The sequence below is a fragment of the Rubripirellula obstinata genome (genome assembly GCF_001642955.1).
GTDB lineage: Bacteria > Planctomycetota > Planctomycetia > Pirellulales > Pirellulaceae > Rubripirellula > Rubripirellula obstinata.
Genome location: NZ_LWSK01000073.1, coordinates 15,645 through 28,462 on the forward strand (window position 1 = coordinate 15,645; position 12,818 = coordinate 28,462).

Annotated in this window: 8 protein-coding genes; 2 read left to right on the forward strand and 6 right to left on the reverse strand. The window is 52.7% G+C overall.

The genetic code is table 11. From position 1 onward, the window contains the following. Positions 1 to 283: 283 nt before the first annotated feature. Genes RC85_RS17000 through RC85_RS17010 form a run of 3 tightly spaced genes read right to left on the reverse strand, consistent with a single transcriptional unit; the run spans position 284 to position 4,211 of the window. A complete protein-coding gene (locus RC85_RS17000; protein ID WP_068264986.1) occupies positions 284 to 2,839 on the reverse strand; it encodes an ABC transporter permease in 2,556 nt (851 codons plus the stop codon). Further along, positions 2,836 to 3,813, reverse strand: a complete 978-nt coding sequence (locus RC85_RS17005) for an ABC transporter ATP-binding protein (protein WP_068264988.1) — start codon at positions 3,811 to 3,813, stop codon at positions 2,836 to 2,838. The genes RC85_RS17000 and RC85_RS17005 overlap by 4 nt, the downstream gene beginning before the upstream one ends. A gap of 2 nt (positions 3,814 to 3,815) precedes the next feature. Continuing rightward, complete coding sequence (locus RC85_RS17010; protein WP_068264998.1) at positions 3,816 to 4,211, reverse strand: GntR family transcriptional regulator; 396 nt, start codon at positions 4,209 to 4,211, stop codon at positions 3,816 to 3,818. Between the two features lie 654 nt (positions 4,212 to 4,865). Here RC85_RS17010 and RC85_RS17015 point away from each other — a divergent pair. Continuing rightward, a complete protein-coding gene (locus tag RC85_RS17015) occupies positions 4,866 to 7,043 on the forward strand; it encodes an FdhF/YdeP family oxidoreductase (protein ID WP_068264990.1) in 2,178 nt (725 codons plus the stop codon). Between the two features lie 90 nt (positions 7,044 to 7,133). Beyond that, positions 7,134 to 8,600: an aldehyde dehydrogenase (NADP(+)) gene (locus RC85_RS17020; protein ID WP_068264994.1), complete on the forward strand. Its 1,467-nt coding sequence runs from the start codon at positions 7,134 to 7,136 to the stop codon at positions 8,598 to 8,600. Here the strand turns inward: RC85_RS17020 and RC85_RS17025 are convergent. Genes RC85_RS17025 through RC85_RS17035 form a run of 3 tightly spaced genes read right to left on the reverse strand, consistent with a single transcriptional unit; the run spans position 8,595 to position 12,635 of the window. Then, complete coding sequence (locus RC85_RS17025; RefSeq protein ID WP_068264996.1) at positions 8,595 to 11,591, reverse strand: hybrid sensor histidine kinase/response regulator; 2,997 nt, start codon at positions 11,589 to 11,591, stop codon at positions 8,595 to 8,597. The two genes, RC85_RS17020 and RC85_RS17025, sit on opposite strands and share 6 nt — an antisense overlap. A gap of 3 nt (positions 11,592 to 11,594) precedes the next feature. Beyond that, the gene (locus RC85_RS27535; protein WP_068264997.1) at positions 11,595 to 11,828 is read right to left on the reverse strand and encodes a hypothetical protein; all 234 of its coding nucleotides are present in this window, start codon (positions 11,826 to 11,828) and stop codon (positions 11,595 to 11,597) included. 36 nt (positions 11,829 to 11,864) lie between these two features. Continuing rightward, positions 11,865 to 12,635, reverse strand: coding sequence for a response regulator transcription factor (locus tag RC85_RS17035; protein ID WP_084422768.1), 771 nt, complete (start codon positions 12,633 to 12,635; stop codon positions 11,865 to 11,867). Between the last annotated feature and the right edge of the window lie 183 nt (positions 12,636 to 12,818).

Genomic DNA, 12,818 nt, shown 5'->3' on the forward strand with positions numbered 1-12,818 from the left:
CTTTTTGTCTGCAATTTTTTTGTCTAATCCTCGTTGAAGTCGCGTTTGATGGTGATCGTGTTGTGGGGAAGATTTAGACAAAAAAATTGATGTCAAAAAAATTGGTTGCTCGCCTTCGCTGTCGTTTGTCATACGGGTGAAGCGTAGTAGTCTGCCGTGCGATCGAGCGTGTGTAGGCCGGAACAAGCCGCTTCGGCGCAGTTCCGGCAATTGCATTGATCTACATAGGATTGCCGGAACTGCGCCGAGCGGCTTGTTCCGGCCTACGTCAACGACATCAACCCTAGCGGCGGTACAACGCGTTAATCCGCTGCTCGTGATCACTCAAACTCTGTACCCAGGGAATCATGGTGCTCGATCGGGACACATTGGTGATGCGTAATTCTTCTTTTCCATCCAATGGTCCAAACATCGCTTGCTTCCAACGACGCGCAAACCAAACGGCTTCCGGATCACCTGCGAGATGGTTTGCCGATTCAATTCGGTACAGCAGGTCACGAATCGCTTGATCGACCATTCGCTCGCTACGTATTTGTTCGATTCTTAACCACCCGGTTTGTCGCGTCAGCATCGTGTCCCCGGCAAAGTTCTTGACTGCACCGGAATCAAAATCCCACGGCTGACGGTCAAAGGTCTGCCAATGATCAATGATCGCGATCCGGCGGGATTCTCGGCGAAGCTGATCGGTCGGCAGTAGCTCACGAAGTCGCTCAATCTCTGCCGCTGTTTCTGGCGATTCGTTCCACCAAAGCATTGATAATACCGCCAACTGCTCCGACGGTTCGGCCACACGCAACAGTGTTTCAATTCCCTCGTCGCCTTGAACGATCATCTGTCTCGCTCGCGTTGACCAAACCAACAATGCTTCCACGGATTTGACTTGAACCTCGCTCGGATCGTAACTCAGCAAATCTTGCGCGGCTATTTCTATCCAACGATTGGGTGAAGTATGCCACTGCGAAATCCAGGGTGTTGCTTGAGTGGATCCGACTAGCACCTGACTTAGTTCTGCCCAGGAAATGTGATCGCCGATGGATTCTTGCTCAGCAATTTCTTGGTCTATTCGATTTAATAATTCCTTCTCCTGTTCTTCATTGGCCAGCCGACCTACATAATTTGCTGGTGTAAATGTGCGACCAGATCGCGACAAGGGCGATAGTGCATCCATTGAAACAGCACTGGACCATGGCATCCAACTCGTTTTGGCGAGCAACTTTTTGGGTGCGGGAAGATCTTGATTTCTCATCTGATTACGCCACACCGAATCAGTCGCTGGCAACGTGACGTAGCGATGCCCAAGCGTGATAAACATCGGCAGGCCCAACGCCAAAGCAAGGTAGGCGATTCTGCGGGCTTGAAACTTCTTTCCCGTTTCCCCGTTCATCCAAAACCGACACAACCGCCAACTGGCGAACAGCAAAACCGGAACGGCAAAGCCGAGCGTCCAAAAGTAGTCTTGATAAATGGCATAGAACCATCCCACCGAAAACGGCCAAATCGCCCACAACACCACCGCTCCAAACAGTCCCAAGATCGGACGATTGACCACCATCGAAATCAACACCGACTGAGACCAAGCGATCGACAATACGATCGCGATCACCACCAAAGATAGCTCGCTAGTCTTATCCTGGTTCATCCAAAAACCAATCGCGACGCATCCAATCAGCAGCAACAAGAACGCACCCGACACCGCCACTCGCGTACACCAAAACCGACTGGGCGAAACACCTCGGTCGGCAAAGAAGGCGACCCTGCGGCGAACGTTGTCGCTAAAGAATGTCAATCCGCCGATCCACGTCGCACTCAATCCGATCACGATCGAACCAAAGGCCAGCCCAAGAACGCGGGTTTGATTGATCGAATGCGACATGTTCCAGCTCGCAAACAAGCAGCAACCCAAACTGATTATCAGCAAGGGAACAGCGAACGGACCGATGTGACGAATTTGTTGCCAAAACAACGCGCCGTTGATCGATGGTCGCTGCAACCGCATGGAAACCGGTGCCTCATGCAATTGAAACGCAGCCTGCGACCGCGCCGTCCAATGCTCGTAACGTCCTTGACCCCGCAGTCTCTGCCAAGCAAGAACATAGATCATTCCGATCAAACCGGCGAAGGCGACCATAGGCACCGCCACCATGGCTGCTTGAACACTCGGCGTAAAATTTACGAAACGTCCATACGAAATTCCAAACCCGACTTCAAGCATTTGCTCATTGACAAAGCTTATCCCCAGCATGATGACAACGAATGCCGGAAAAAAGGCAACCACCGCCGCCATCGGTGAACGGAATAGAAACGAACAAACGAAGCTGATCGCCAAGATCAAAAAGCTCATTGCAACCGCAGTTGATGCCTGCAAGATCTCGGCACCCGTGGGCGACAACAAATCGTCAACCCACGTCTCCTTGGGTCCATTGGCAATGATCAAAAACTGCAACAGCAGCAAGATCCCGCCAACGAACCAAACCAACATCAACCCCGCCACCGACACCCACAGCTTGCTTAACGTGACGCTTGCCCAACCCACCGGCAACGTCCGCAGCCATGCCAGCGTCCCCGCTTCTTCTTCGTTTCCAACCAACGTTGGCGCAACGCCCAATGCGAACAAGTAGGAAAGCAAACAGCAGATCATCGTCGAAGCAACCAATCGGTTTTGCGACGAAAGATCGGCTAACAACGAAGCCCCCAGTCCAACGATGTTGAACACCACAACCGCGATGACGATGGCGACGGTGAGCGGCACAATCATCTTCGCATCTTTCCAGGCCAACGAACGCATCAGCGAAGGCCGCCTGTTCGGCAAAGATTCAAGCGGCAACGATTGCTCGCTCATGACTCCACCTCGTCGCTCGAATTCACTGGCGAAACCTCCGCCAACGATTCCACTGAATCCGGTTCAGCCGGAAGCACTTTTGGTCGCTTCGCCCGCACATCGCAAACCGCAATGAAGATTTCTTCTAGCGATGCCGACACGCTGCCCAGATTCGTGACGCCGGACGAATCACCAAAGTCCGTTTTCCAGTCGTCCGCCAAGTTACTGACGACCCAGCGAACCTGCCGACCGTTTTGGGTTTCGGTGAGAACGTCTCCGCGCGGCAGCGGTGCGACCGCATCGGGCTGGTCCAGCGTCGCGGTGACGATCGAAGTGGAAGACTTCAACGTTTCCAGCGGCTGTACCACTTTCAGTTTCCCCGCGTGCATGATGGCAACCCAATCGGCCACGCGTTCGACCTCACTAATCTGATGACTCGACAACAACACCGTCCGTCCACCGGCCGCACGGTCCACCATCGATTCCAAAAAATGCCGCCGAACCATTGGGTCCAATCCGCTGGTCGGTTCATCCAGAATCAACAGCTTCGGGTCGTGTGCAGTTGCCAGTGCTAGCGCCACTTTGGCGCGTTGCCCTTTGCTAAGGTTCTTGATCGCCGTTCCCGTGGGAATGTCGAACTCCGCCAACAATTCCAAAAAACGCTTCGGAAAAGAATCATCGTAGAACGCCGAAGTGAACCAGCCGATTTCTTCGGGCCGCATCCAGTCATAAAGTGCCGGTGCGTCGGAGACATAACCGATGCTTTGCCGGATCTGCATCGCGTTATTCTTGCAATCATGCCCCAACACCATGGCAATCCCGCTATCGGGAGCCAGAAAGCCGGTAAGGATGCGGATCATCGTCGTCTTGCCCGCACCGTTTTCTCCCAGCAGAGCAAACACAACCCCTTCGGGCACCCGCAGCGACACATCGTTGAGTGCCGTCTTGGTGCCGAAACGTTTGGTCACATGCCCCAGTTGAACCGCAACATTCATGATTAGGATCCTTCACCCGAAGAGAGTCGTTTGGAAAGTTCCGCCTCGAACTGTGCCCGCAGTTCGTCGGCAGTCATGCCACCTGAGATTGCGTCGTCCAGAACGCGGCACAGAGCGTCGCCAACGATCGCGTTACGAGCTTTTGTGCATCGTTTGATGGCGTCACGTCGCACGATCAGACCGCGGCCACGCAAGGGTTCGACCACCAAATCGGTTTGCAATTGTCCGTAAGCTCGAGCGATCGTGTTGGGATTGATCGCAAGCTCGCCAGCCAATTGCCGAACGCTGGGAATCATTTGCCCACCCACGAGCGCCCCCTCGGCTACCGCCAACTTGACCTGACGAACAATCTGTTCGTAGATCGGCACCTCATCCGATGGATCAATTGAAAAGAACATCGACACAGACCACAACCGAGAAATTTTTGACAACCACGCCATAGCTGACCTGGTGTCCTATTTCGATAGTACAGCAAGTGGAAATGCGTGTCAACATGCTGGAAATGTTCCTCTAATCTGCACTGCGCTTACGTAGGCCGGAACAAGCCGCTTCGGCGCAGTTCCGGCAATTGCATGGTACGGCGTTGGATTGCCGGAACTGCGCCGAAGCGGCTTGTTCCGGCCTACGTCCATTGCAAAATGACCAACATGCTTTGACGTCGAAACGCGAATCAAACTACCAGGCAACTTTTGAATGAAGTGCCATTCGGGCCTTGCCCGCAGAGTCAAACGCAGTTTCTACGGCACCTCTTTTTGTCTGCAATTTTTTTGTCTAATCCTCGTTGAAGTCGCGTTTGATAGCGATCGTGTTGTGGGGAGGATTTAGACAAAAAAATTATCGACAAAAAGAGGTGCTCGCTTTCGTGGTTGTTTGTCATACCGGTGAGGCGTAGTAGTCTGCCGTGCGATCGAGCCTGTGTAGGCCGGAACAAGCCGCTTCGGCGCAGTTCCGGCAATTGCATGATACGGCGTTGGATTGCCGGAACTGCGCCGAAGCGGCTTGTTCCGGCCTACACTTAGAACGCTTCAGAGACAACGCAAAGGAAAACTTAGATGAAAGTTGGTAGCGGTGGTGGATTTCGTGCGATCCTATACACCTGGAAGAAAGGACGCGAGGCGGGCGGTGTCTGGAAGCTTTACAAGGCGCTTCGGTCTCGCAATTCATGCAAGACTTGCGCGCTTGGTATGGGTGGCCAAAAAGGTGGCATGGTCAATGAACAAGGTGCGTTTCCAGAGGTCTGTAAGAAAAGCATGCAGGCGATGGCGGCGGATATGCAGCCCGGGATCGATCCCAATTTTTGGAAACGAAATTCGATCGAAGACCTCAAGAAATTGAGCCCACGAGAACTAGAATCGTTGGGCCGGATCATTCATCCGCTGCGGCATCAAGTGAACCAGTCGCACTACGAAGTCATCACCTGGCAAACCGCCTACGACGCGATCGCCAACAAACTTACCTCCGTCGATCCCAACGAAACGTTCTGGTACTTCAGTGGCCGCAGCAGCAACGAAGCTGGTTTTTTGTTGCAATTGCTCGCTCGTGTCTACGGCACCAACAACGTCAACAATTGCAGCTACTACTGTCACCAAGCAAGCGGTGTGGGGCTTCAATCTGCGGTCGGCAGCGGCACCGCGACGATTGAATTGGAAGACATCGAAAAGGCAGACTTGGTTTGGTTGATCGGCGGAAACCCAGCCAGCAATCACCCACGTTTGATGACCAGCCTGATGCACGTCCGCAGACGCGGCGGCAAGGTGATCGTGATCAACCCGGTGCGAGAAACCGGTTTGGTTCGATTCCGAGTTCCCAGCGATCCGATTTCCCTATTGTTGGGCACCAAGATCGCATCGCATTACGTGCAACCGCACATCGGTGGCGACCTGCCGCTGTTGTGGGGCATCGCAAAAGCACTGATGCGATCCGGCAACTTGAATGATTCGTTCCTAACCGATCATTGCAACGGAGTCGATGAATGGCTTGCTGCCGTCGAGACGTTGACTTGGCAGGAAATTGAATCCAAGTCTGGTGTCGATCGCAGCGAGATTGAATCGATCGCGAACGTCTACGCCGATTCTGAAAAGAGCATTTTTAGTTGGACGATGGGTATCACACACCACGCTAACGGAGTCGAGAATGTGCAGGCGATCGCGAACCTGGCGATGGCGCGTGGAATGATCGGCAAACCCGGTTGCGGCTTGATGCCGATCCGCGGTCACAGCAACGTGCAAGGCATCGGCAGCGTCGGTGTGACGCCAAAACTAAAACAGGCTTTGTTTGATTCGCTGCAATCCAAGTACGGCGTTGAATTGCCGACAACCGATGGGAAAGACACGATGCAGTGCATCGAATCGGCGGCGACTGGCGAGATCAAGGTTGGTTTTTGTTTAGGTGGAAACCTCTATGGTTCCAATCCCGATGCAAAGTTCGCGGCAAACGCGCTGTCGAAATTGGAACTGAACGTGATGTTGAACACGACCATGAACACAGGGCACGCCCACGGATTGGCTCAAGACACGATCGTGTTACCCGTGCTGGCACGCGATGAAGAACCCCAGTCAACAACGCAAGAATCGATGTTCAACTATGTACGATTGTCCGATGGTGGACCTCGCCGAGTCCCAGGACCACGTTCAGAAGTCGAGATCATTGCGGCTATTGGCGAGCGAATTGCGAAAGACAAACCGGGCATGCAGTGGGATTCGATGAAAGAGACTTCGACACTAAGAAACTGGATCGGATCGGTGGTTCCTGGTTACGAGAAGATCAAGGAGATCGAAAACACCAAACAGGAATTTCAAATCGAAGGCCGCACTTTCCACTCGCCCAGCTTTGCCACCGACGATGGCAAAGCGGTGATGCACACGCATCAATTGCCCGAGTTGCTCGGCTGCGGCGACCGCGAACTGCGGATGATGACGGTTCGCAGCGAAGGCCAATTCAACACGGTCGTCTACGAGGAAGAAGACCTGTATCGAAACCAAGACCGCCGCGACGTCATCTTGATGCATCCCGACGATTTGAAACGGTTCGGTTTGACACACGATCAACGCGTCACGGTCATCAGCGAAACTGGCCGGCTTGAAAACATTTTTGCGAGAGGCTACGAAGAAATCCGCAGCGGCAACGCGTTGATGTACTATCCCGAAGCCAATGTATTGGTGTCGCGACATATCGATCCGCAAAGCCGCACGCCAGCGTTCAAGAATGTCGTTGTACGAATCGAAATTTAGGACCGAGCGGAGGATTCGCTGCTTTCGCGGAGCGAAAGGCGACTATAAAAAGCGGCACGTTCCTTAACGAAAACCAAAAGCGCATCAGCCATGACCCTATCTCGTTTTCAATCCTACGAAGCTGCGACCGGCGAACCGCTTTCTGGCGACTTTTGTGAAGCTACGGTCGATCAAATCGACTCGGCTTGCGAGGCGGCGAAACAAGCGTTTGATGTTTTGCGAAATCAAGATGAAAACGTTCGCGCCGATTTGTTGTTACTGGTTGCCGATCGGATGCAAAGTCATCGTGAAGCGATCGTCGAGCGATGCCAATTAGAAACTGGCTATTTGCAACCTCGAGTCGAAGGTGAATTCGATCGAGCCGTTGGCCAACTAAAGCTTTTTGCTCGCTTGACTCGAGAACGGATCTGGGATGTGACAGCATCGGATCCGGCTGATCCCGATCGCAAACCAATTCCCAAACCGTCGATGCACCGACGATTTGTGCCGCTCGGTCCGATCGCGGTATTCGGTGCGTGCAATTTTCCGCTGGCGATCTCGGTCGTCGGCAACGACTTTGTCGCAGCGATCGCGGTCGGATGTCCGGTGGTCGTCAAGTCACATCCCAGCCATGCTGGTACTTGTGATTTACTGGGTCGGATCGTGGAAGATGCGGTCGCAGAGCTAGGATTGCCGGCGGGAACGTTCTCGCTGTTGCATGGGCAAGAAAACGAAACCTCAGTGGCGTTGGTCCAGCAGTCGCAGATTGCGGGTGTCGGGTTTACCGGCAGCCCGGCGGGCGGCCGCGCACTTGCCAAAGCGATTTTGGATCGCGATCAACCGATTCCCATCTTTGCGGAACTTGGCAGCACCAACCCTGTGTTTCTTGCGCCGGACGCGATCACGAAAAATTCCGATTCCATCGCTGACGGCTTCGCGTCATCACTTCGCTTTGGAAACGGCCACATGTGTACCAAACCAGGTGTCGTTGTCGCGGTGGAGTCGCTGATGGATCCCTTCGTGAAAGCCACGACTGAGATTCTTTCTAAGCAAACACCTCTGCCGCTGCTTAGCAAACGCGTTGCCGAGAATTTTGACCGCGGTATCGATCAACTGAAGCAAACTGCGGGCGTGAAAACGATCGTAGAGAATCAAATGCCTGGTGCTGGTCCGTGGCATCGCGGGCCACATTGGTTTTCGGTCGATGCGGAATCGGCGATCGAACATGACCTGATATCGCTTGAAACGTTTGGCCCGGTATCCTTGTTGGTGCGATGCAAAGATGCTGAAGAAATGCTGCGGATCGCCGGTCGGTTTACGGGTTCGTTAACCACCACGATCCACGCGACCGATCAAGACAGAAATTTTGAATCGGAGTGGTTGAAACATGCGACGCGCTTCGCTGGTCGGATTATTCGAAACGGTTGGCCGACGGGGATGGAAATTGGCCCGGCGACGCATCATGGTGGGCCGTATCCAGCCAGCTTGGATGGCCGCAGCACGTCGGTCGGTTACGCCAGTTTAGAGAGGTTCATCCGCCCCGTTTGTTTTCAAGATTTTCTGTTTCCAGAATCATGATTTGGAGTCAGCACTGCTTAGCATTACCGAATCCAACATTGATTTTAGTTGATCGACCGTGAACGGCTTAGCAAGCAGAACGGCAGCGTCCGCGCCGCAGCCATCTCGAATGACATCTTCCGCGTCGATTCTTCCACTGCAAAACAAGATTGGTAGGTCAGGCCAACAAGACCGAATTTCGTGGAATGCTTCGACACCCGACATCTCGGGGAGCATCAGATCTAAAAGCACCAGATCATAACTGTTTGAAGCCAATCGGCTGATCGCCAACACGGCGCTCGCAACTGGATCAGCCTGGTGGCCTAACTTTTCCAACATCGAACAGGATGCCGTTTGGACACTCGGTTCGTCCTCCACCACCAGAACCGACAACGAAGGCGTTTGCTGTGACGAGCTTTCTAGGGAACTTGACGTTGGATCCAGTTCTATCTGTTGTTGACTCGTATCCCCATCGACCAAAACGTCTTCTGCGATGGCGGGTAGAACAACGCTAAACTGCGTCCCATCTTCGCTGTTCGATTGGCATTCAATCCTTCCACCATGTTGTTGGACAATTCCGAGTGCCACGGACAGTCCCAATCCTGTTCCTTGCCCCAGAGGCTTTGTTGTGAAGAACGGGTCGAAAATGAATTGTTGATCATCACGACTGATCCCCGGACCGTTGTCAGCGACCGTAAAACGAGCACTCCAACCGTAGACAGCGTGCATCTCGCTTGCAATCGTCAAACAGACACGACCATCCGTTTGCCTGGTGGCGTCAATCGCGTTAATGCAAAGATTGAAAATGGCTTGTTCGATACGGTTGGGATCGACATTCAGCATGATACGATCGCATTCACGCTGGACCAAAAAATCCTGTGTTGATCCAATGATTCGCGACGCAAGGAGCTCCACATTTTCGGCCAGCGAAACAGCGTTGACTCGTTTTTTTTCTAAGCGTTGACGGCGTGCGAAACCGAGAAGTTGCTGAGTCAACTCCGATGCTCTTTTGACCGCCAATTCGGCAGCTTGCAAACCAAGATGGTTCCTGTCCGTGTCGTTGTCGAAAGCGTCTCCGCGGATCATTGCAAGCGAGGAATCGATGACCGTCAGCAGATTGTTAAAGTCATGTGCAATGCCACCAGACAATCGTCCAACCGCATCCATTTTTTGTGACTGATGAAGCTCTGATTCAAGCCGTCGCTTTTCAGACACATCTTCGAAGAGCCAAAGTTTTGAAGAACCGTTCGTCCAGTCTAACTCAATGGGACAGTGGAAGATTCGAATGGTACGCTGGCAATCTTCTAAGAAAAATTCAGCAGATAGGGCTCGTCCCGGGGTGTGACCGCCCGCGTCGATCAGGTCAGACATGCCAGAAGCCGGTTCGATCGATTGATCAACACTTGTCAGGTATTCCCGCAAACAGGAATTCAACGATGGCTCGACCCCAAAAAACGAACTCAATCGATGATTGGATCTGATGATTCGCGATTGTTCATCCACGATCAGAAAGCCGCACTGCATCGCCCCAAACGCCGTTTGAATGTGATGATCAAACTCGGTCAAATTGCGATCGCTGACTTTGACGCGGCGACGAAGCCGAACGATCCAGAACCCCACGCTGGCGAGACCAACAAAAAGCAAACCGCCGCCAGCCAGCAACCGATTGCTAGAGACATTCACTGGACGATCTATGATCACAACATCCTCGGCGGAACCGACATGAATCCGCATCGTGTAGTCACCGGCAAGTTTTCGTTCGCGCGTCGTTATCAGGTCAAGGATCGGCAAACCAACAAATTCAATCTCAGTCCCTTCCGCGAGGATCCCAAACGAAGGCGTTGGCGAATCCGCGCTGGTGGGGATTCTTACGATCGCTTCGTGTTGGTTTGCGACCAGATGTAGATCCATCGTTGCCTCGTTGAAGATGCAATAATCAACGGTGGCTTTCAAACGAACTCGTGTTGGCAAGCGAGACATCGCAAAGAGATCATCAACACCATCGACCTGGGTTGGCTCTGGAATCGTCAAGCGATTTCCGGCAAACGTTTCCATGTACAGCGATTTGTAGCACGCCACATCAAGTCCATGGTTCCAGACTGGACTGCCAACGCCGCGAACCTTGGATCCATACGAAAGGTTGCTCCCGAGGCTGGTTTTAATCCAGATTCTCTCATCACCTTTGATGATGCCTAGATTGCGTGAACTGTCAGAAAAAACAACCAGTCCCTCAAACGCTTTTGGCATCTCTACCGCGTCCAGATCTTGAGTCTCTTTCTCTTTTGACTCAGGAATGGGACTCATTTGCAAGTCATTCATCAGAACAAGTTCATGCAGCGGAGCGTTTGGTGCAGTGCTTCGATTACGTCGTAGGCAGCCTTCAAATCTCCACCGTTGGCCTACTTGCTGGGAAGAGAGACGGTGATTGTCGAGATAGAATTTGACTCCAAATTGGTAGTCCTTTTCGCTTGCGATCAAGTAGGTTCGGTGGAAAAGATTTAGAATCTCTTGAATCTTACCCTCCGCGACGGCAAATCGATTCAGTGGAGTGCCCTTGGTTCCCGGTGCCAACTTCGCTGCTTCGGGCTCGATCACATCTGCGTTCAAATCATCAGCGAAGAATTGCAAAACATTCGTTGTTTTTCCTTTCTCGTCTCGAGAGGATTGACCGCGAAGACGCAATCGCGTGCCAACGGGGATCTTGCAGATCCGAGTCGCCATGGTCTTTGGAATCGTCAACACGACGGGGGTTTTCTTGTCTTGAACGATCAGCCGACACCATTTTGGACCCGTCAGAACGATGTGGGCTTGCAGATCAAAGACTGCTTCCATTGACTTGCCTTTGCGTGACCACTTCGACAATTCGCGAACACTTCGAAAGATCTCCTTGGGCTTGTCGGGCGAATTGCAAAAGCCAAGCGTGACTGAATGGAGGCCTAGCAACAGGACAACGATTGAAATGATCGCGTTTTTGTTGGCGAGATCGCGCGTTCGTTGGGCAAAGCTAACCATGTGTCATTGATTCGTGATATTTTCCGAAACGTCTATTACCGTGAAAGCCGGAATAGTTCTTAAATTGAATGATGTTGTCGGATTCTCTTTCGCTGCTGTCCACCACCCCATTTTCAAAAGCAAACTGTGTACAAAAGCAAACCGTGTACAAAAAAACGCTGCGGTGGATGCCTCCACCGCAGCGTTTGGGTTAACGTGCCCCTTGCCAACCGCATTGATGTTATCGGCGATGACCATCGTTGCGTGCCTCAGGATTTACCCTGAGTTTGGCAATTAATCTTTGGCTCCCAAGCCGCCGCGTTTGAATTGGCGATACTCCATTGTCGTCTGGACTAATTTGGCCACCGAATCAACCGCTAGCTTTCGCATCACGTTTGCTCGATGCGTTTCAACTGTCTTTACCTTGATCCCAAGCTTGATCGCGATTTCCTTGTTTAGCTGGCCTGCGACCACTTCTCGTAGCACATCGGTTTCTCGTTTGGTTAGCGTCGCCAGTCGATGGCCGATCGATTGAAAACGGTCTGCGACAATAATTCGCTCTCGATCGCGTTGAATCGCATCCTGGATTGTTCGGCTAATTGCGTCGCGATCGACCGGCTTTTGCAAGAAATCGATCGCTCCGAGTCGCATCGCATCCACTGCAACAGAAATATCGCCATGCCCGGAGATCACGATAAACGGCATCTCCCAACCAAGGTCGCGGAGTCTTCCTAACAGCGTCAATCCGTCCATTTCTGGTAGGCGGAGATCAACGATCAAGCAACTCGGCCCCGGCAGCGGGCGAACATCGAGAATTTCACTGGGAAGCGTATAGCCTCTGATTTCCGCATCAACACTGCGCAGCATCCAAGTGAGTGATTCCCGAACCGCGACATCATCCTCAACCACATAGATCCTGGGTTTTGATCCGATGGAGGCATGGGGTATTTCAGGCGATGAGTCGCTTTTGATGTGACTTGCGACGTTCATGTAGGGCTCAGCAGTAATCGCGGGAACAGACGGTCGTGCTTGAAGTTCACGTTTATCGCCGTTCATTGTTTGCATGTTTAAGTTTCTTGGGATTGTAGAGGCCAGACAATGACTTTGGCTCTGTGATTCGCCGAGTTGGCTGAGTGTAAGAGCATTTCATTTCTTGGCAGCGCCCCCGCAACGCCGTGAAGGGTTTCTAAATTGTTTAACCGCGTGGGCATCGCCCCGCGCGTTCGGGCCAGCACGACGCGCGGGGCG

What these genes read in the sequence shown, in the direction of transcription:
- RC85_RS17035 (WP_084422768.1), bottom strand. Translation starts at nt 12,635, where the DNA reads ATGCAAACAATGAACGGCGATAAACGTGAACTTCAAGCACGACCGTCT.
- RC85_RS17020 (WP_068264994.1), top strand. Translation starts at nt 7,134, where the DNA reads ATGACCCTATCTCGTTTTCAATCCTACGAAGCTGCGACCGGCGAACCG.
- RC85_RS17000 (WP_068264986.1), bottom strand. Translation starts at nt 2,839, where the DNA reads ATGAGCGAGCAATCGTTGCCGCTTGAATCTTTGCCGAACAGGCGGCCT.
- RC85_RS17010 (WP_068264998.1), bottom strand. Translation starts at nt 4,211, where the DNA reads ATGTTCTTTTCAATTGATCCATCGGATGAGGTGCCGATCTACGAACAG.
- RC85_RS17025 (WP_068264996.1), bottom strand. Translation starts at nt 11,591, where the DNA reads ATGGTTAGCTTTGCCCAACGAACGCGCGATCTCGCCAACAAAAACGCG.
- RC85_RS17015 (WP_068264990.1), top strand. Translation starts at nt 4,866, where the DNA reads ATGAAAGTTGGTAGCGGTGGTGGATTTCGTGCGATCCTATACACCTGG.
- RC85_RS27535 (WP_068264997.1), bottom strand. Translation starts at nt 11,828, where the DNA reads ATGGTCATCGCCGATAACATCAATGCGGTTGGCAAGGGGCACGTTAAC.
- RC85_RS17005 (WP_068264988.1), bottom strand. Translation starts at nt 3,813, where the DNA reads ATGAATGTTGCGGTTCAACTGGGGCATGTGACCAAACGTTTCGGCACC.